Source organism: Aeromonas sp. s9, assembly GCF_040907765.1.
In the GTDB taxonomy this organism is placed as follows: Bacteria; Pseudomonadota; Gammaproteobacteria; order Enterobacterales; family Aeromonadaceae; genus Aeromonas; species Aeromonas caviae.
The window spans coordinates 1-18,033 of sequence record NZ_JBFOCK010000068.1 but is presented as its reverse complement, the minus strand read 5'-3'; the positions used below and the strand labels follow the sequence as shown (position 1 = coordinate 18,033).

Genomic DNA, 18,033 nt, shown 5'->3' with positions numbered 1-18,033 from the left:
CATGCACTTTGCCTCGTTCAGTGATTTCATGGCCATGGGAGGCTATGCCTTCTACGTCTGGCTCTCCTTCGGTCTGACCCTGCTCTGCCTGGTCGGCATCGTCATTTCCACCCGATTGAAGACCCGCAGCCTGCTCGGCGAACTGCGCAACAAGCAGGCTCGGGAGGCACGCCGCAAGGCGGCCCAGCAGATGGAGAACACCCTATGAACCCGCGCCGCAAGAAACGCCTCACCATCATCCTGGCCATCAGCCTGGGCCTTGTCAGCGTGACTGGCCTGGTGCTCTATGCCCTGAGCCAGAACATCGACCTCTTCTACACCCCGAGCGAGCTGGTGGAAGGGAAGGGGCCGGAGAAGATCAAGCCCGAGGAGGGGCAGCGCCTGCGCATCGGTGGCCTGGTGGTGCCGGGGTCTGTGGTGCGGGATCCCCAGAGCCTCAAGGTAGCCTTCAAGCTGGTGGACAATGGCGGCCATCTGGTGACGGTGGAGTTTGACGGCATCCTGCCGGATCTCTTCCGGGAAGGGCAGGGGATCGTCGCCCAGGGCACCCTCAAGGATGCCACCACGGTCGCCGCCTTCGAGGTGCTGGCCAAGCACGACGAGAACTACATGCCGCCGGAAGTGGCCGACGCCACCAACGGCATGCACTTCAAGCCCGAATACACAGAGGCACAGTTGCAGGGAGCCAAGCAATGATGCCGGTATGCGCCAAGAATTCACTTCTTTATACCGCCAAATCGGCAGGTTTCTCCGTGCAATCGAGAGGGAATAGTCAATGATCCCGGAATTAGGGCAGTTCTCACTGATCCTGGCCTTCGCCACCGCCCTGCTGCTGGGCAGTTACCCGCTGATCGGGGCCCATCTCGGTCGTCTTGGCATGATGTCGGCGGCCCGCCCGCTCGCCTACAGCCAGTTCCTGCTGCTGCTGCTGTCGTTTATCTGCCTCACCTGGGCCTTTATCGACAACGACTTCACCGTGCAGTACGTGGCCACCAACTCCAACAGCCTGCTGCCCCTGCAATACCGCATCTCGGCGGTGTGGGGAGCCCATGAAGGCTCGCTGCTGCTCTGGGTGCTGACCCTGGGGGGCTGGACGGCGGCGGTAGCCCTCTTCAGCCGTCGCCTGCCGCTCGATGCGGTGGCGCGGGTACTCGGGGTGCTCGGCCTTATCTCGGTGGGCTTCACCGCTTTTGTGCTGTTCACCTCGGATCCTTTCACCCGCACCCTGCCGTATTTCCCGGTGGACGGGCGGGATCTCAATCCGCTGCTGCAGGATCCCGGTCTCATCTTCCACCCCCCCATGCTCTACATGGGCTACGTGGGCTTCTCGGTGGCCTTCGCCTTCGCCATCGCCTCCCTGATGACGGGGCGTCTGGACGCCACCTGGGCGCGCTGGTCCCGTCCCTGGACCATGGCGGCTTGGGTCTTCCTGACGCTGGGCATCGTGCTCGGTTCCTGGTGGGCCTATTACGAACTCGGCTGGGGCGGCTGGTGGTTCTGGGACCCGGTGGAAAACGCCTCCTTCATGCCCTGGCTGGCGGGCACGGCCCTGCTCCACTCCCTCGCGGTGAGCGAGAAGCGCGCCACCTTCAAGGCCTGGACCGTGCTGCTGGCGCTCTCGGCCTTCTCCCTGAGCCTGCTCGGCACCTTCCTGGTGCGTTCCGGCGTGCTGGTGTCGGTCCATGCGTTTGCCTCGGACCCGACCCGGGGTCTGTTCATCCTGGGCTTCCTGCTGGCGGTGATAGGCAGCTCCCTGCTGCTGTTCGCCTTCAAGGGCTCCCAGGTGAAGAGCCACGGCAAGCATGAGCTGTGGAGCCGCGAGACCCTGCTCCTTGGCAACAACATCCTGCTGGTGGCGGGCCTGCTCACCGTGCTGCTCGGCACCCTGTTGCCCCTGGTGCACAAGGAGCTGGGGCTTGGCAGCATCTCCATCGGCACCCCCTTCTTCAACCACATCTACAGCTGGCTCATCATCCCCTTCGCCCTGCTGCTGGGGGTGGGCCCCCTGTTCCGCTGGCGCCGCCAGGATCTCGGTGAGCTCAAGGGCAAGGTGATGCTCGCCCTGGTGCTGAGCCTGGCCGCGGCTCTGCTGTTGCCCAAACTCTTTGCCGAGGCGTTCAAACCCTGGGCTGCGCTCGGTATCGGCCTTGGCGTCTGGATCATCGTCACCAGCGTGCAGGAGACCTGGGCGCGGGCCACCCACAAACACGGTTTTGCCACCGGCGTGCGCAAGCTTGGCAACAGCCACTGGGCCATGATCCTGGGGCACGTGGGGCTCGCGGTCAGCATCATCGGCATCGCCTGCACCCAGAACTACAGCATCGAGAAGGACCTGCGGATGCAGGCCGGCGATCGCGTCCAGTTCGCCGATTACGAGTTCGTCTTCACCGGCATCAAGGAGAAGAACGGCCCCAACTACGACGGTTTCAAGGGCGTGCTGGAAGTGCACCGGGATGGCAAGCAGGTAGCCCTGCTCAAACCCGAGAAGCGGATGTACACCGTGAGCCGCATGCCGATGACCGAGGCGGCCATCGATGCGGGTGTTACCCGGGATCTCTATGCGGCGCTCGGCGAGCAGCTCGACAACGGCGCCTGGGCGGTACGGATCTACTACAAGCCCTTCGTGCGCTGGATCTGGTTCGGCGGCGTCTTCATGGCCCTCGGCGGCGTGCTGGCCATGCTGGACAAGCGCTACCGCTTCGGACGTCGTGACGAGGAGGCCAAGGCATGAACAAGAAGACCTGGCTCTATCTGCTGCCCTTCATCATCTTCCTGATGGGGGCCGTGTTTCTGTTCAAGGGGCTCTACTCCGATCCCACCAAGCTCGAATCCGTGATGGTGGACAAGGAGGTGCCCGTGTTTACCCTGCAGGACATCTATGACCTGGGCAAGCAGCACGACAGGAGTATCCTCAAGGGGCGCCCCATGCTGCTCAACGTCTGGGCCACCTGGTGCCCGACCTGTTACGGGGAACACACCTACCTCAAGGAGCTGGCGGGGCAGGGGATCTACATCGTCGGCATGAACTACAAGGACGAGCGTGACAAGGCCATCAAGTGGCTGGCGGAGCTTGGCAATCCCTACCAGGTCAACCTCTACGATCCGGACGGCATGCTGGGGCTGGATCTCGGTGTCTATGGCGCGCCCGAGACCTTCTTCATCGACAGCCAGGGCATCATCCGCTATCGCCACGTGGGGGACATCAACCCAGACGTCTGGGCCAGTACCCTCAAACCCATCTTCGATGCCATGAAGTGAGGTCTCCCCGATGAAAACACTGATTGCATCCCTGTTGCTGCTGGCCGGTCTCGTCTGTGCCGGACAGGCCCGCGCCGCCATCGATGTCTACACCTTCGAGAGCGACGCCCAGGAGCAGACCTTTCGCGAGCTGACTAAGGAACTGCGCTGCCCCAAGTGCCAGAACCAGGACATCGCGGATTCCAACGCCGGGCTCGCCAAGGATCTGCGGGACAAGACCTACCAGATGGTGCGCGAGGGCAAGGAGAAGCAGGAAGTGGTGGACTACATGGTGGCCCGCTACGGCAACTTCATTCTCTATGATCCCCCCCTGATGGCCTCGACCCTGATCCTCTGGCTTGGCCCCTTGCTGGTCATCGTGATTGGCGTCGTCACCGTGGTGGTGCGAAGCCGCCGCCATGCCCCTGCTCCCTTGCAACAGCCTGAAGGTACCCTGAGTGCAGAAGAGCAGGCCAGGCTGTCCGCCCTGCTCAAAGAGGAAGAGAAACCATGACCCCATTCTGGATACTGGGTGCGGCCCTGCTGGTGCTGGCGAGCCTGGCGCTGATCGTGCCGCTGTGGCGCGGTGAGGGCCGGCAGAGCATCAGTCGCTCGGCCCTCAACAAGCAGCTCTATCGCCAGCGCCTGCTGGAGATAGGGGAAGAGCGGGAGCAGGGGATACTGGCAGAGGAGCCGGAATCCCTGGTGGAGCTGCAGCGCAGCCTCCTGGACGACATTCCCGACGTGGAGCAGACCGCCCGTGGCGGCAAGAGCCTGATCTGGATCCCCGGTGTGCTGGTGCTGGCGGTGGTGAGCATCGGCCTCTACGCCAAGCTCGGCGCCTGGCAGGAGGTGAGCCGCTGGCAGGATGCCAGCAGCCGGTTGGGCGAGCTCAGCAATCGCATCCTGGTGGAGCGCGACACCCGGGTGACCGAGCAGGATCTGCTGGACTTCACCCTGGCCCTGCGAACCCGGCTGAAAGAAGAACCGAACGACTATCGCGGCTGGCTGCTGCTGGGGCGCCTGACCCTGGATGGCAATGATCCCGAGATGGCCCGCGAGGCGCTGGAGCGTGCTTACGCCCTCGCGCCCCAGAAGGCCATGGTGGCGGTGCCCTATGCCCAGGCCCTGATGATGACGGGGGAGGAAGCCCGTGCGGATCAGCTGTTGCAGGCGGTCATTGCCGAGGACCCGGCCAACATCGAGGCCCGCTCCGTCCACGCCTTCATGGCCCTGCAAAAAGAGGATTTCCAGACCGCCCTCGACCGCTGGCAGGGGATGTTGCCGCTGCTGGAGCCGGGCTCGGCCCGCTACACCATGGTGGAGCGCTCCATGGAGTACGCCAGGCAGCAGCTTGGCCAGCGTGGCATCGCCGTGACTACCCCGTCTGCCGAAGGCCAGGCACAAGCCGAGGTGCTGGCGGTGAAAGAGGGGGAGTTCCCCCTGCACATCACCCTGGCGCCGGGCATCAAGATGCCGGAAGATGCCCATCTGTTCGTCTTTGCGGTGATCCCCAACGGTCCGCCCATGCCCATCGCGGTCAAGCGCATTGCTGGCCCGCATCTCCCGCTCACCCTCTCCCTGGGGGACGGGGATGCCATGATGGAGGGGAGCAAGCTGGCGGCCCATGCCGAGCTGCAGTTCAAGGCGCGCCTCTCCCAGGGTGGCAACGTCATGAACAAGGAAGGCGCCTTTGAAGGGGTTTCTGTCACCGTGCCGACCAGCACCATCCCCACAGCGCCGATTGACATCCGCATCGATCACGCCCTCTAATACGCTTTTGGCCCACCCCTTGGGGTGGGCCCCCTGTATAATTCATATCAATACCCAAAAAATCTTAGGACTTTCATATGTATCTGCGTTCAGGAGCATTGGCGGTGGCATTGCTGCTCGCGGGCTGTGCGGGCGGCCCTCCCAAGCCGGGCCCGGAGAGCCTGGATCTCGGCGAGACCCCGAGCCGCCCCGGGGCATCCAGCACGGCCAGCGATCCTCGCGACCCCTTCCAGGGGCCCAACCGTGCCATGTGGGCCGTCAACTATGACGTGCTGGAGCCCTATGTGGCGCGCCCCGTGGTACACGGCTATGCCCGCTATGTCCCGCAAGGAGTGAGGGACAGCATCGAGAATTTCGTGGACAACTTCGACGAGCCGAGCAGCATGGTAAACCACCTGCTGGTGGGTGATCTGAAAGGGGCCGGTACCAACCTGGGCCGCTTCACCCTCAACACCACAGTGGGCCTGCTCGGTCTGTTCGACGTGGCCAAGCATGCGGGCCTGGCTCGCAACACACTGGAGATGGACACCGTGCTCGGCAAGGCCGACATCGGGGATGGCGCCTATCTGATGGTGCCGGTCTACGGTCCCACCACCACCCGGCAACTGGTTGGGGATACCATCGATACCATCTACTTCCCCTATGCCCTGCTGACCTTCCCGCTGAAGGTAGTGCACTGGGCGCTGGATGGCCTCGGTACCCGCTCCAAGCTGATCGATCAGGAGCGCATCATCGACAACGCGCTGGATCCTTACGCCCTGACCAAGGACTTCTACTTGCAGTACAACGATGGCAAGGTGACGGGTCGCAAACCCGAGCTCCAGGAGCAGAAGCCAGAGGCGGCGGATGATGGCAACCTCGACGATTACATGGACGAGATAGACCAGTAAGCACGGTCATCTTCCACAAGGCGCCTGCGGGCGCCTTTGTTGTCGATGGCAGGTATTCGACCATAAAAAAACGCCCCGCAAGTGCGGGGCGTTTTGGCAAGAAAGGCTTATCAGGCAGCCAGGTTCTTGGCCACGAATTCCCAGTTGACCAAGGCCCAGAAGGTTTCCATGTACTTCGGACGCAGGTTGCGGAAATCGATGTAGTAGGCGTGTTCCCACAGGTCGACGGTCAGCAGCGGGGTGGTACCGGCTTCGGTCAGCGGGCAACCGGCGTTGGAGGTGTTGACGATGGCCAGGGAGCCGTCAGCCTTTTTCACCAGCCAGGTCCAGCTGGAGCCGAAGTTGCCGATGGCAGACTTGGTGAACGCATCCTTGAACTCGGCGAAGGAGCCGAAGGCCTTGGTGATGGCATCGGCCAGGGCGCCAGTGGGCTCGCCACCGCCGTTCGGGGAGAGGCAGTGCCAGTAGAAGGTGTGGTTCCAGATCTGGGCAGCGTTGTTGAAGACGCCACCAGTGGAGGTCTTGATGATCTCTTCCAGAGACTTGCCTTCAAACTCGGTACCCGGCACCAGGTTGTTCAGGTTGACCACGTAGGTGTTGTGGTGCTTGCCATGGTGGTATTCCAGGGTTTCCTGGGAGATGTGCGGTTCCAGAGCATTGATTGCATAGGGCAGAGCGGGAAGTTCGAAAGCCATTTTCTACTCTCCATTGGCTGGTCCGTGCGAAGGCGACGGTTGCAAGACATTGCGTACTCTTTTCTATCTTGAAAAGAATTGTTCTTGAAATGAGGGGGCCAGACGGCCCAAAGCCCGTCGATTGTAGCAGTATCAAAGATGGGCGAACAACCCTTGATTCTTGCCATGATCCGGATCAAGCTGCGGCGTATTGATGCATGACTTCTTTCATTCGCAACGGTTTGCCAGTTTGTGGTCTGCCCGGATTGCAGTAGAATGGCCGCCGAAATCGCTCCAGTGAGGCATTTATGGAAACTATTGAAAAGATCAAACAGCAGTTGGCTGAGAATCCCATCATCCTCTACATGAAGGGATCCCCCAAGCTGCCCAGCTGCGGTTTCTCTGCTCAGGCCTCCCAGGCCCTGATGTCCTGCGGCGAGCCTTTCGCCTATGTCGACATCCTGCAGAACCCGGACATCCGCGCCGAGCTGCCGAAATTCGCCAACTGGCCCACCTTCCCGCAGCTGTGGGTCGAGGGCGAGCTGGTCGGTGGTTGCGACATCATGATCGAGATGTTCCAAGCCGGCGAGCTGCAGACCCTGATCAAGGAAACTGCCGCCAAGCACAAGCAGGATGACGCTGCTGCCGAGTAAGGCCGCATCCATACCATGCAATGCAAAAAGGGGAGCCACTGGCTCCCCTTTTCTTTGTGCCCACGACAGACATCAGGCGATGCGTTCGAGGCGCGCCATGTAGAAGCCGTCGAAGCCGGTCTCTGCCGGGCTGACGTTGTGATCGCCGATCAGGCGGAAGTGCTCGTTGGCGGCGAGGAACTTGTCCACCTGCTGGCGGTTCTCCTCGGGCAGGATGGAGCAGGTGGCGTAGACCAGCAGGCCGCCCACCTTCACCATCTGGCTGTAGCGCTGCAGGATCTCCTCTTGCAGGGCGACCAGCACCGGCAGGCGCTCGGCGGTGTCGCGCCACTTGGCATCCGGGTTGCGCTTGAGCACGCCAAGGCCGGAGCAGGGGACGTCCAGCAGCACGCGATCGGCGCTTTCTTTAAGGCGCTTGACGGTCTTGCTGCTGGTGATGACCCGGGTCTCCACGTTGTGGGCACCGGCGCGGCGGGCGCGCTGCTTGAGGTTCTCCAGTTTCCACTCTTCCACGTCCATGGCCAGCAGACGGCCCTTGCCCTGCATCATGGCGGCCAGGTGCAGGGTCTTGCCGCCGGCACCGGCACAGGCGTCGATGACCCGCATGCCGGGCTTGACGTCGAGGGCCGCGGCCACCAGCTGGGAGCCGGCATCCTGCTGCTCGAAGCAGCCGTCGGCAAAGGCCTGGGTACGGAACAGGGCGGCGTCCGAGGTCACTTGCAGGGCGGTCTCCACTCCGTCGACGGGCACTGTGGTGACATGCTCTTTGGCCAGCATGGCTTGCAGCTCGTCCCGGGTGCACTTGAGGGTGTTGACCCGCAGGTAACGCTTGGGCATCCAGGCCAGGGCGGCACGCTCGGCCGGCCAGGCGTCGCCCAGTTGCTCGCTGCCGAGTTTTTCCAGCCAGGCAGGGCAGCCGTCCATCAGCACGGGGTTCTTCTTGGCCTCGGTCAGGCGGCGGCGGAACGCCTCCTCGTTGAAGCGATCCAGGGTCGGGTGGTTGGGCTGATCTATCTTGTGGAAGGCGTGCCAGCTGTGCAGCAGCGGCCAGACATTCTTCTCCGCCTGACGGACCTGGATGCCGGTGAGGAAGCAGTAGAGGCTAAGGCGGCGCAGCAGATCGCCGGTGACCAGGGCAATCCTTGCCTGTTCTTGGGGTTTGAGTTCGATGCCGGAGAAGTGACGTGCATAGGCGCGGTCGAGGGTAAGACCCTGACCCAGCACATCGTCAACGATGGCAACGACCAGATCCCCGAAACGGGGCAACAGTGGGGACTTGAGCATGAGATTAACCTTGGCCAAAGAAAGAGTGAACCGGCCCCGTCGAAGAGGGGTTCTGGAACGGACAAATCCGCGCCATGATAGGGGCTAGTCTGCATTGGTGCAACCTTCCCCATTCGGGGAATGTACAGAGGATGTTGCTGGACTAATCGGACCAGCGGGCAAATGATGCCGTGGCAGTTCAGGTGAATCCGTTTAAAAAGGAATTAAAAAGATGCAGTTGATGAAATATTCTCCGCTGGCGGTGCTGGTGGCGGGTCTGATGACGTCCGGCAACCTGATGGCCGGCGAGTGGCATACGGTCACGGCGCGGGCCACCGCCGCCGACGGGTACGAGGTGAGGGCCAGCCAGTATCGCATCGTCACCGTCTCCACCGATTACCTGGCTGCCCTGAAGGGGGGCGAGCGCCGCCTGACCCTGCCCCTGCCGGATGGCAAGGAGGTGACCTTCAGCCTGCAACCCTATGATCTGCTGCCAGCGGATCTGGCTGCCAAATATCCCGATATCCTGGCTTTCAAGGGGCATAACGAAGTGGCGCTGGGCGAGACCGGGCGCTTCGATCTCGGTCCCCAGGGATTCCACGCCATGTTCAGCCATGAAGGGAAAATGGTGTTCGTCGATCCCCTTCGCAATGGGGAAGGCTATGCCGTCTATTACCAGCAGGATGCTCACAGCCGGCTGGAAGAAGAGGCGGACAAGGTGATCGGGGGCGAGGCCAAAAAGCTGGCCCGCCAGGTGCTGGTGGATGGCAACGAGCGCAAGCGCTATGTCATCGCCATCTCGGCGGCGGGGGAGTACACCCAGTATCACGGTGGCACCGTGGAGGCGGGTCTTGGCGCCATCACCACCCTGCTCAACCGGGTCAACGAGGTCTACCAGCGTGACGTGGCGGCCGAATTCCAGCTGGCCAGCGGCAACGACACCATCATCTTCACCGACGTGGCGAACGATCCCTTCAACAATGATGACGGCGATATCGATGCCAACATGCAGGTGCAGGCCGATGCCCTGACCAAGGGTCTGGGGGCCTTCGACATCGGCCATGTGGTCAATACCGGTGGCGGTGGCCTGGCGGGACTGGGCGTACTCTGTACCGACGAAAAATCGGCGGGGATGACGGGCTCCTCCAAGCCGGTGGGGGATGCCTTCTTCATCGACTACGTGGCCCACGAGATTGGTCACCAGTTCGGGGCAGAGCACACTTTCAACGGCACCACAGGCAGCTGTGGTGGCGGCAACCGGGAGGCAAGCCAGGCCTGGGAGCCGGGCAGCGGCAGCTCCATCATGGCCTATGCGGGGATCTGCGGAGACGAAGATCTGCAGCCCCACAGCGAGCCCTATTTCCACAGCAAGTCCATCGAGCAGATGCGGGCCCACATGGCCACGGAGCCAAATTGCGGCACCCCGTTGGCGCTGGTCAACAATGCGCCCCAGGTGGCGGCAGGCAATGACTACGTCATTCCCGCCAACACCCCCTTCGTGCTCAAGGGGGCGGGGGCCGATCTTGACGGCGATCCGCTGAATTACACCTGGGAGCAGATCGATCTGGGGACGGAGTCGAGCAGCCCGGCCACCATGGTGGACGACGGCAGCCGCCCGCTGTTCCGTTTCGTGGCGCCGACCAGCGTGCCGGAGCGCACCCTGCCGAGTCTCACCTCCCTGCTCACCAACACCCTGGCAATAGGGGAGGCCTGGCCTGCCACCAACCGGGACCTGAACTTCCGCCTCACGGCGCGGGACGGCAAGGGCGGTGTCGCCAGCGATGACATGAAGATCCAGGTGGTCAACACCGGCAAGGCCTTTGCCCTGACCAGCCCGGTGGTGACCCCCCTGGGGGCGGGCAAGACGCAGACCATCAGTTGGGAAGTGGCTGGCTCCAATGCAGCCCCCATCAACTGCAGCAAGGTGGATCTCTTCATGACCCGGGACGAGGGGGCAAACTGGACTCCCCTTGCCAGCGGCAAACCCAACTCGGGCTCGGCGAGCGTCACCATCCCGGCGGGCCAGGACGGCACTGCCCGCTTGAAGGTGGCGTGCAGCGACAACATCTTCTTCGCCATCAGTCCCCTCAAGCTCTCGGTCACCCAGCGCGGTGAAGAGGGGGGAAGCGGTGGCGGTGGTGCCCTCGGCTTCTGGACCCTGGCCCTGGCGTTGCTGGGCTGGCAGCGGAGGCGGGCATGAGACTGGCAGGGGTGCTGCTGCTCACCCTGCTCGGCGGTTGTCAGGCCGATGCAGACACCCTGGATCAGGCGGTCAGCGCCAGCCTCGCCAGGCAGGATTACCGGCTGATCGTGCGGGCCGGGCGCGGCGAGGTGGCGCCCGGGATCGCGGCGGATCAGCAGGCGGCGGCCAAGGCCCGCTGCGGCGTGCGCTATCTCGACGGATTCGGGGATGTCATCAAGCCGGATCAGAAGGAGGCCCATGCCAGGCTGAGCGCCTATGCGGCGGACTACAACCGGCGCATGCTGGCCCATTGCCCGCCGGTTGACGGCAAGCAGTAGGCTGACGGCCATCGGCATAAAGAGGGAGGCATGAGCCTCCCTCTCTTTTTGCTCCGCCATTTGGCCGCCCCGAGGCTTGTACCCATGGCGCGCTCGTCGCACAATGCCTGCACCCATCGCCGCACGGGCGGCAGAGAAAGAGAGAAGGAAAATCAAGATGATGGATGTGGCTGATCTGCGTCGCGAATACACCAGGGGTGGACTGCACCGGGCCGATCTGCCGGCCGAACCCCTCGCCCTGTTCGAGAAGTGGCTGGCCCAGGCGTGCGAGGCCAAACTGACCGATCCCACCGCCATGGTGGTGGGCACCGTGGATGCCGATGGCCAGCCCTGGCAGCGCACCGTGCTGCTCAAGCACTACGATGCCGAAGGCATGGTGTTCTACACCAACATGGGCAGCCGCAAGGCGCATCAGCTGGAGGGCAACCCCCGTATCAGCCTGCTCTTCCCCTGGCACACCCTGGACAGACAGGTACACGTGACCGGTCGGGTGGAGAAGATGAGCACCTTCGAGGTGATGAAGTATTTCCACAGCCGTCCCAAGGATAGCCAGATCGCCGCCTGGGTCTCCAAACAGTCGACCCGCATCTCGGCCCGTGGCGTGCTGGAGGCCAAGTTCCTCGAACTCAAGCAGAAGTTTGCCAATGGCGAGGTGCCGCTGCCGAGCTTCTGGGGTGGTTTCCGGGTGCGCATCGACACCGTCGAGTTCTGGCAGGGCGGGGAGCATCGTCTGCACGATCGTTTCTATTACACCCGCGAGGGGGACGGCTGGCACATCGAGCGCCTGGCGCCCTGATGAACATCGCCCGGCTCAAGAACTTCACCGAGATAGTGAAGAACAACTTCAACATCTCGGCGACGGCGGAGAAGCTCTATACCTCCCAGCCGACCCTCAGCAAGCAGATGAAGATGCTGGAAGAGGAGCTGGGGCTGGCGCTGTTTACCCGCAAGGGCAAGAACCTGGCGGGCCTGACCCCCATGGGGGAGCAGGTGATGGAGCTGGCCAGGGGAGTGGTGGCCCAGGTGGAGCAGATTGGTCAGCTTTCCCTCGGGGATCAGCTGGCCACCAGCGGGGTGCTGCGCATCGCCACCACCCACACCATGGCCCGCTACAAGCTGTGCCGGCGGTCATTACCGAATTCTCCCGCCGCTACCCCGAGGTGAGCATCCAGCTGCATCAGGGAGCCCCTGCCCAACTGGCGCAGATGGCGCAAAACGGGGATGTGGAGATGGCCATCGCCACCGAGTCCATGCACCTGTTCGACGAGCTGGCGACCGTGCCCTGCTATCGCTGGGGGCGCAGCGTGGTGGTGCCCCACGGCCATCCGCTGCTGGACTGCCAGCCGCTGGCCATGGCGGATCTGGCCCGGTATCCCCTCATCACCTATGTGTTCGGTTTCACCGGCCGCTCCAAGATGGACAAGGCGTTCGGTCGCCATGGCCTCAGCCCCCGCATCGTGCTGACGGCCACCGACAGCGACATCATCAAGCACTATGTGCGCCTGGGGATGGGGGTCGGGGTGATCGCCACCTCGGCGTTCGACGAAGGGGACAGGGAGAGCCTGGTCTGCCTCAACATCGATCATCTGATCGCCTCGAGCGTGGCCCATGTGTGCCTGCGCAGGCACGCCCACCTGCGGGACTACATGTACGACTTCATCCACCTCTATGCCCCCCATGTGAGCCGGGAGACGGTGCAGCTGGCGCTGCTCAACCAGGGAACGCCCGCTCCGTCTGCAACTCTGCCCTGGCTCTGACGCCGAGACATAAAAAAGAGAGGCCGTCGGCCTCTCTTTGCATTGCTATCCCCTTGTACTGACCCCTCAGGCGGCTCGGGTCGCCAGATTGACGAAGATCTGGGCTCCCACCAGCAGGCAGTCGTCGTCCAGGTAATAGGGGTTCGCGTGCAGGTAGTTGCAGATCCCCTTGGCCTGATTGCCGCTGCCGAGGAAGAACATGGCCCCCATGCGGCTTGGCGTGGCGTTGATCATGTAGCTGAAGTCCTCGCTGCCGGTCATGGGCTGGCCCTTTGCGTTGATCCCGTCGCTGGACAACACATTCGAGGCGGCTTGTTGCAGGCGCTCGCAGGCCTGGGGGTGGTTCTCCACCGCCGGGTAGCCGGCATGGACCATGGTGGTCTTGAAGCCGCGCAGCTCGCTCTGGGCGATGATGTCCCTGAAGCTGTTTTTCAGGATCTGGTCGGTTTCGGCATCCATGGCGCGGATGGTGCCACGGGCCTGCACATGATCGGCGATGGCGTTGGGAATGGTGCCGCCGTTGATCATGCCGCAACCAAAGACCGCCGGGCTGAACGGGCTGGTGCGCTTGGCGACGATGTAGTCCATGTCCTCGATGATCCGCACCGCCTCCCGGATGGCATCCAGCCCCTTGTGGGGGGTGGAGCCGTGGGCGGAGATGCCGTGCACATCAAGCGTCCAGGCCGACCCCCAGGAGGACATGACCCCCTGGTTGAACTTGATGGTGCCCGTCTCCATAGCGCCGTCGTTGTGCAGGGCATAGACCTCGTCCACCCCCTTCATGCAGCCAAGCTCTACCATCTTTTCGGCACCGGGGGCGCGCATGTCCTCTTCCGCCATCTGGAAGATGAAGCGGACGTTGTACCGCAGGCGATCGCGGTTGGCGGCCAGAAACCTGGCGGCGGTCAGAGCGATCGCCATGTGGGAGTCGTGGCCGCAGTTGTGGGCCATCCCCTCATGGGTGGATTTGAACGCCACCTCGCTCATGTCGTGCATCTCCAGGCCATCCATGTCGGCACGAAAGGCAATGGTGGGCAGGGTGGGGTCGACCGCCAGATCCCCGTGAAAACCAGTGAAGCCGGGATACAGGGTGATCCTGTAGCCGAACTCTTCCATCAACCCACGGCAGTAGGCAGAGGTCTTGAACTCGGCCCCGGAGTATTCCGGGATGCGGTGCAGGTGGTGGCGCACTTCGTAGCTGAAGTCGCGCAGGGCCAACAGGTCAGGTTCGATATGGTAGTGGTTCATCAGATGATCCCTTGAATGGAGAAACCGAGCTGGGCAACCAGGGAGGCGCCAAAGAAGCAGCAGGTGGAGACGATCATGAAGATGAGGATCACTTTCCACGACATCTTCTTGAGTTCTTCGAGCTGACCGCCGACGGAGAGGCCGGCAGGGAGGAGGGCAGATAGCGCTTGGTCACCAGGGAGGCGAACACCACCAGGGACATGGCGACGAAGCTGTCCCCCATCTGCCACAGCGGCAGGCCCGAGGTCAGGGTCTGGGTGAACATGGCCAGCAGGATCGCCAGGAAGACGAAGCGCATATCCATCACGATGCTTTTCATGCTTTCTCTCCTTTGGCGGTCAGGGCATAGATTTTTTCAGCGAGCGGCAGACCCAGATAGGTGAGGGAGAGCGCTCCCAGGGCCGACGAGAGCAGGTTCGAGGCGGCGGCGATGCTGAGCACCTGCTGGGCCATCGCCTCATCGAGGCCGTTGATGAGGGCACCGGAGGCGGCGCTCAGCATGGAGCCGGATCCCACGCCGGAACCGGCGGCCAGGGCCAGGGGGTGCAGCCCCGTGAGGGGGGCAATGCTGCCGAGCACGCTGAACCAGAGGGTGCCGATGACGGAGCCGCACAGGTAGATGGCGAGCACGCCGATGTACTCCTGGGAGCCGGTGCCGAACTTGCCCTGGATCACCGCGACCGAGGGTTCACGGCTGATGGAGGAGCAGGCCCCGATGGCGCGGCGGCCAAAGCCGAATTTCACCGCCAGCGGAATGGCGATGAGGATGGGCAGGAGGTTGCCTATCTCCTGCAGGAAGAGCGGTACGCCGACGCTCAGGATCATCTTGAGGTTGGGGATGATCATCCCCGCATACTGGGTCCCGAGGATCAGCAGGCTGAAACCCACCATCTTGCCGCAGAAGCCCTCTTCTCGCTCGGTGAAGAGTCTCTTCCAGCCGGGAATGCGATCCTTGACGGGCTTGACGGAGACGATCATGCCGATGATGACGGCAAAGAGCATGGGCAGGATGGGGATGATGGCGATGCCGAGTCTGATCTCCTGCTTCCCGATGAGGGATTGGGCCACGAAGATCAGCAGGGCGGTCGCCAGGGTACTGACTACTACCGTTTTGAGTGGGCTGGTTGGCTGCATAGTGTGTTCTCTTGTTATCCGTTGTCCTTCATGGGCGTCTTTGGTCGCGCCATGATGGGGGCATGATAGGAAGCGAGGAGGGGAAGGAATGTGACCGCCATCAAGTCAGCCATATGGCATTTTTTCATGGGGTATGCCGTTTAACCATGGTAAACATATGGTTTAACAACTCATTGGTAGCTGCTTATGCTGCCTCAGACAGGAGTGTGGTGCCGCCCGGGCACCCGGTGCCTGATACGGGGGGCGGATGTGGGGGAAGGAATGGATCTGTTGATCGAGGGTGCGCTCTGGCGCCCCTCCTGGCAAGCGGCGTTGCAGGCCTGGCAGCACCGGGGAAACCGCTGGTGGCTGCTGCTTGGCAAAGGGGAGACGAGGGAGATGGCACCCTGGTCGGTCAGCCCGCCAGATGGCATTCTCCGTGCCCGCGACCTGCTTGCCGCCTGGCTGGGTGAGGCCGCCTCCCCGCTGATGGCGACACAGCCGGACCGGCAGATCCTGATCGCTGCCTCCGGCTCCCTGCTGACCCTGGCCAGAGAGAGCGGCTTGCTCACCCTGGGGCCCGTGGGGGCGGATCACCGCCTCGGTGCCGATGACGACCTCGGGGTTGCCCTGCAACGCCTGCTTGCCCGCCGCCTGATGACCCCGGTGCTGCGCGAGCCTGGCGGGCAGGACGCGCTGGTGCTGCGCCCCCTGCTGCCCGGCGATGAGAGCGCCATCCTGCGTTATTGTTCGGATGCGGCCCTCGCCCGCTATACCCTCAACATCCCCCACCCCTATTCGCCGGAGGCGGCGCGGGACTGGCTTGCCCTGAGCGGGCGCAAGGCTGCTCTCGGGCTGGGATGCACCTGGGCCCTGACTCTGCCCCAGGGGCGTGAAGACGAGCCCGCTCCCCTGGTCGGCTCTCTCTCCCTGCACTGGCACGGGGAGCTGGCATGGTGGGTCGGCGTGCCCTGGCAGAACAGGGGGCTGGCCACCCGGGCCGCGAGCCTGGTCAGGGCGTTTGCCTTCGAGCAGTGGCACCTGCCTGCCCTCACCGCCCGCCACATGCCGGGCAACCTCGCCTCAGGCCGGGTGATGGAAAAGACTGGCATGCACCATGACGGGCGTCGGCCAGATCCGGCCGATGGCGCCCTCGAGCTCGATCACTGGCGGCTGGATCGCCCGGCGCGCCTGACGGATGCACGCAAAGAGGCGCTGGCCCCCTGGCTGGATGACGAGGAGGTGGTCGTGGCCATACTGCACGGTGAGGGGGTGGCGCTCTTCATGGCGGGGGAGACGACAGAGGGCGAGCAGACACTCAGCGGGCTGACGGTGCGGCGCTATCCCCTGGCCATGCTGGCGCCAGAGGCGCCCGGGGTGCAGGCCCATGGTGGTGGCGCCCTGCTCAAGGAGTGCGGGGATCTGGGCCTCGCCTATCTGCGGCGATTGCGACAGCCTGACGACGGACGCTGATGGCTTGCGCAAGGGCGGTCATCGCGAAGCCTGGTGCGGGGTTTGTCAGGCGTTTTCCTGAGTCCGTCCTCCCATTTTCAGACAAAGGCAGTGAAGTGGCGCCCCACTTCTGTGGAATAATGGCCGCCCTGCTGTACGAGGAGTAACGCTGTATGTTGAGAACCGAGCGTCCCGGCGACATGCTGCCAGTCTATGAGCTGGTGAGTGCCGCCTTTGGTCGTCCCGACGAGGCCGAACTGGTCAACCGCCTGCGAGAATGTGGGGCCGCCGTGGTCACCATGGTCGAGGAGGAAGAGTACGAGTTCATGGGGCACCTGATGCTGAGCCCGATCACCATTGAGGGACAGGAAGGGCCCTGGTTGGGACTGGCACCCGTGGCCGTGCATCCCGACTGGCAGGGACAGGGCATTGGCTCGGATCTGGTGCGGGAAGGGCTGGACACGGCACTGGAGATGGACTGGAAGGCGGTGGTGGTACTCGGGGATCCCGCCTACTACGCCCGTTTCGGCTTTCGGCCTGCCAGCGACTTCGGCCTGCACTGCATCTACGAGGTGCCGACGGAGTGTTTCATGGCGATGGAGTTGCAACCCGGCGGGCTCGACGGGGTAAGGGGCGAGGTGCTCTATCACCCCCTGTTCGATGAAGAGCCGGTGGAGTGACCGCCTGCCCATCCATGAAAAAGGACCCTGAGCGGGTCCTTTTTCGTGCCATGCCCATCGCTTGAATGGACGTCACTGGGCCAGGGATTTCAGCTGCTGCTTGCCCGGCGGGTTGTTCCAGTCGATGGGGCCGTGGGTGAAACGGTACTGAAGCCTTGGCAGACTCAGTTCCAGCCACTCCTCCCGGAAGTAGGCATAACCCTGGTCCCAGTCTGGATCCTGCGCCCAGCCGGTCTGCAGGAAGTGGAGCCGGGTGCCTTGGCCCTCCGGCACGAAGCGCAGGCTGACCTGGGTCTTCTGCTGACGAATGTGGGGAAACTGGGGAGGGAAATTCCAGCTGAAGCTGAGCAGATCATGGGGCATGACCGCCATCACCCGGCACCCTTCGCTGCCACGCTCGCCGAGGGGAGCATCGGGTCTGAAATAGATCTCGAACGGTCCGTTGGGTTCCGGGACCATGAGGCACTCCGGCGCCAGAAAACTGCGCAGCCCGCTCTCCGTGGTCCAGGCCCGCCAGACATCGTCAATGTGGGCGGGTACCAGAATACTGCCTTCAATTTGCTTGTTATCCATAAATCAGTGAACCTCAAACCAGTCATGGACGGGACCTCGGCAGTATAGCCCCTGAGGCGATAAAATAGGCAGCCCTGTGTCACACGGTTACGTATTCAAGAGGGTCTGTATGGAGATGGTATTCACCTGACAGTTGCCCACAAAAGGGAGTGGTCATACGGCTTCAAACCGGATAACAAAACGGTACCCCTACCGTGTTA

The 18,033-nt window shown here is 63.1% G+C and carries 21 protein-coding genes; 15 read left to right on the top strand and 6 right to left on the bottom strand.

The features are described from left to right. The first annotated feature begins 1 nt into the window (after position 1). The 7 genes from ccmD to AB5Y54_RS13440 all read left to right on the top strand — a co-directional run bounded on the left by ccmD (position 2) and on the right by AB5Y54_RS13440 (position 5,900). On the top strand, positions 2-208 hold the full coding sequence (gene ccmD, locus AB5Y54_RS13470) for a heme exporter protein CcmD (protein ID WP_039039901.1): 207 nt from the start codon (positions 2-4) through the stop codon (positions 206-208). Beyond that, positions 205-696: a cytochrome c maturation protein CcmE gene (ccmE, locus tag AB5Y54_RS13465; RefSeq protein ID WP_052815847.1), complete on the top strand. Its 492-nt coding sequence runs from the start codon at positions 205-207 to the stop codon at positions 694-696. Before ccmD ends, ccmE begins: the two co-directional genes overlap by 4 nt. Positions 697-775: 79 nt before the next feature. Further along, the gene (locus AB5Y54_RS13460) at positions 776-2,731 is read left to right on the top strand and encodes a heme lyase CcmF/NrfE family subunit (protein ID WP_109112098.1); all 1,956 of its coding nucleotides are present in this window, start codon (positions 776-778) and stop codon (positions 2,729-2,731) included. Beyond that, complete coding sequence (locus tag AB5Y54_RS13455) at positions 2,728-3,258, top strand: DsbE family thiol:disulfide interchange protein (protein WP_103243522.1); 531 nt, start codon at positions 2,728-2,730, stop codon at positions 3,256-3,258. Before AB5Y54_RS13460 ends, AB5Y54_RS13455 begins: the two co-directional genes overlap by 4 nt. A gap of 10 nt (positions 3,259-3,268) precedes the next feature. Continuing rightward, the gene (locus AB5Y54_RS13450) at positions 3,269-3,751 is read left to right on the top strand and encodes a cytochrome c-type biogenesis protein (RefSeq protein WP_039039897.1); all 483 of its coding nucleotides are present in this window, start codon (positions 3,269-3,271) and stop codon (positions 3,749-3,751) included. After that, on the top strand, positions 3,748-5,010 hold the full coding sequence (gene ccmI / locus AB5Y54_RS13445) for a c-type cytochrome biogenesis protein CcmI (protein WP_161469822.1): 1,263 nt from the start codon (positions 3,748-3,750) through the stop codon (positions 5,008-5,010). The genes AB5Y54_RS13450 and ccmI overlap by 4 nt, the downstream gene beginning before the upstream one ends. A 77-nt stretch (positions 5,011-5,087) precedes the next feature. Further along, complete coding sequence (locus AB5Y54_RS13440) at positions 5,088-5,900, top strand: VacJ family lipoprotein (RefSeq protein ID WP_029314176.1); 813 nt, start codon at positions 5,088-5,090, stop codon at positions 5,898-5,900. A gap of 110 nt (positions 5,901-6,010) precedes the next feature. On the opposite strand, the gene sodB is transcribed toward AB5Y54_RS13440, so the two are convergent. Next, a complete protein-coding gene (gene sodB / locus AB5Y54_RS13435; protein WP_010673954.1) occupies positions 6,011-6,595 on the bottom strand; it encodes a superoxide dismutase [Fe] in 585 nt (194 codons plus the stop codon). Between the two features lie 287 nt (positions 6,596-6,882). Here sodB and AB5Y54_RS13430 point away from each other — a divergent pair, with 287 nt between their 5' ends. After that, positions 6,883-7,227 carry a Grx4 family monothiol glutaredoxin gene (locus AB5Y54_RS13430; protein WP_010673955.1) on the top strand — a complete coding sequence of 115 codons (345 nt, stop codon included), beginning with the start codon at positions 6,883-6,885 and terminating at the stop codon, positions 7,225-7,227. A gap of 72 nt (positions 7,228-7,299) precedes the next feature. On the opposite strand, the gene AB5Y54_RS13425 is transcribed toward AB5Y54_RS13430, so the two are convergent. After that, entirely contained in the window at positions 7,300-8,511 is a 1,212-nt protein-coding gene (locus tag AB5Y54_RS13425; RefSeq protein ID WP_010673956.1) for an RsmB/NOP family class I SAM-dependent RNA methyltransferase, read from the bottom strand. A 211-nt stretch (positions 8,512-8,722) separates the two neighbouring features. Here AB5Y54_RS13425 and AB5Y54_RS13420 point away from each other — a divergent pair, with 211 nt between their 5' ends. The 5 genes from AB5Y54_RS13420 (at position 8,723) to AB5Y54_RS13400 (ending at position 12,767) form a co-directional block, all read left to right on the top strand. Then, positions 8,723-10,690, top strand: a complete 1,968-nt coding sequence (locus AB5Y54_RS13420; RefSeq protein WP_368153905.1) for a reprolysin-like metallopeptidase — start codon at positions 8,723-8,725, stop codon at positions 10,688-10,690. Further along, on the top strand, positions 10,687-11,010 hold the full coding sequence (locus tag AB5Y54_RS13415) for a hypothetical protein (protein ID WP_039039894.1): 324 nt from the start codon (positions 10,687-10,689) through the stop codon (positions 11,008-11,010). The genes AB5Y54_RS13420 and AB5Y54_RS13415 overlap by 4 nt, the downstream gene beginning before the upstream one ends. A 157-nt stretch (positions 11,011-11,167) precedes the next feature. Continuing rightward, complete coding sequence (pdxH, locus tag AB5Y54_RS13410) at positions 11,168-11,806, top strand: pyridoxamine 5'-phosphate oxidase (RefSeq protein WP_010673959.1); 639 nt, start codon at positions 11,168-11,170, stop codon at positions 11,804-11,806. Next, positions 11,806-12,174 (top strand): LysR family transcriptional regulator, encoded by a 369-nt coding sequence (locus AB5Y54_RS13405; RefSeq protein WP_254052366.1) that lies wholly within the window; start codon positions 11,806-11,808, stop codon positions 12,172-12,174. Before pdxH ends, AB5Y54_RS13405 begins: the two co-directional genes overlap by 1 nt. Then, positions 12,129-12,767 carry a LysR substrate-binding domain-containing protein gene (locus AB5Y54_RS13400; protein ID WP_254052365.1) on the top strand — a complete coding sequence of 213 codons (639 nt, stop codon included), beginning with the start codon at positions 12,129-12,131 and terminating at the stop codon, positions 12,765-12,767. The genes AB5Y54_RS13405 and AB5Y54_RS13400 overlap by 46 nt, the downstream gene beginning before the upstream one ends. 66 nt (positions 12,768-12,833) lie before the next feature. On the opposite strand, the gene AB5Y54_RS13395 is transcribed toward AB5Y54_RS13400, so the two are convergent. The 3 genes from AB5Y54_RS13395 to AB5Y54_RS13385 all read right to left on the bottom strand — a co-directional run bounded on the left by AB5Y54_RS13395 (position 12,834) and on the right by AB5Y54_RS13385 (position 15,149). Continuing rightward, the gene (locus AB5Y54_RS13395; protein WP_368153904.1) at positions 12,834-14,015 is read right to left on the bottom strand and encodes a M20 family metallopeptidase; all 1,182 of its coding nucleotides are present in this window, start codon (positions 14,013-14,015) and stop codon (positions 12,834-12,836) included. 88 nt (positions 14,016-14,103) lie between these two features. After that, positions 14,104-14,334, bottom strand: coding sequence for a hypothetical protein (locus AB5Y54_RS13390; RefSeq protein ID WP_368153903.1), 231 nt, complete (start codon positions 14,332-14,334; stop codon positions 14,104-14,106). After that, positions 14,331-15,149: a DUF3100 domain-containing protein gene (locus AB5Y54_RS13385; protein WP_368153902.1), complete on the bottom strand. Its 819-nt coding sequence runs from the start codon at positions 15,147-15,149 to the stop codon at positions 14,331-14,333. Before AB5Y54_RS13385 ends, AB5Y54_RS13390 begins: the two co-directional genes overlap by 4 nt. A 261-nt stretch (positions 15,150-15,410) precedes the next feature. Between AB5Y54_RS13385 and AB5Y54_RS13380 the strand changes: the two genes are divergently transcribed. Together AB5Y54_RS13380 and AB5Y54_RS13375 are read left to right on the top strand one after the other, a co-directional pair. Next, positions 15,411-16,601 carry a GNAT family N-acetyltransferase gene (locus AB5Y54_RS13380; protein WP_319904725.1) on the top strand — a complete coding sequence of 397 codons (1,191 nt, stop codon included), beginning with the start codon at positions 15,411-15,413 and terminating at the stop codon, positions 16,599-16,601. 152 nt (positions 16,602-16,753) lie between these two features. Next, a complete protein-coding gene (locus AB5Y54_RS13375) occupies positions 16,754-17,260 on the top strand; it encodes a GNAT family N-acetyltransferase (protein WP_010673966.1) in 507 nt (168 codons plus the stop codon). A 72-nt stretch (positions 17,261-17,332) separates the two neighbouring features. On the opposite strand, the gene AB5Y54_RS13370 is transcribed toward AB5Y54_RS13375, so the two are convergent. After that, positions 17,333-17,833: an SRPBCC domain-containing protein gene (locus AB5Y54_RS13370; protein ID WP_010673967.1), complete on the bottom strand. Its 501-nt coding sequence runs from the start codon at positions 17,831-17,833 to the stop codon at positions 17,333-17,335. Positions 17,834-18,033: the final 200 nt, after the last annotated feature.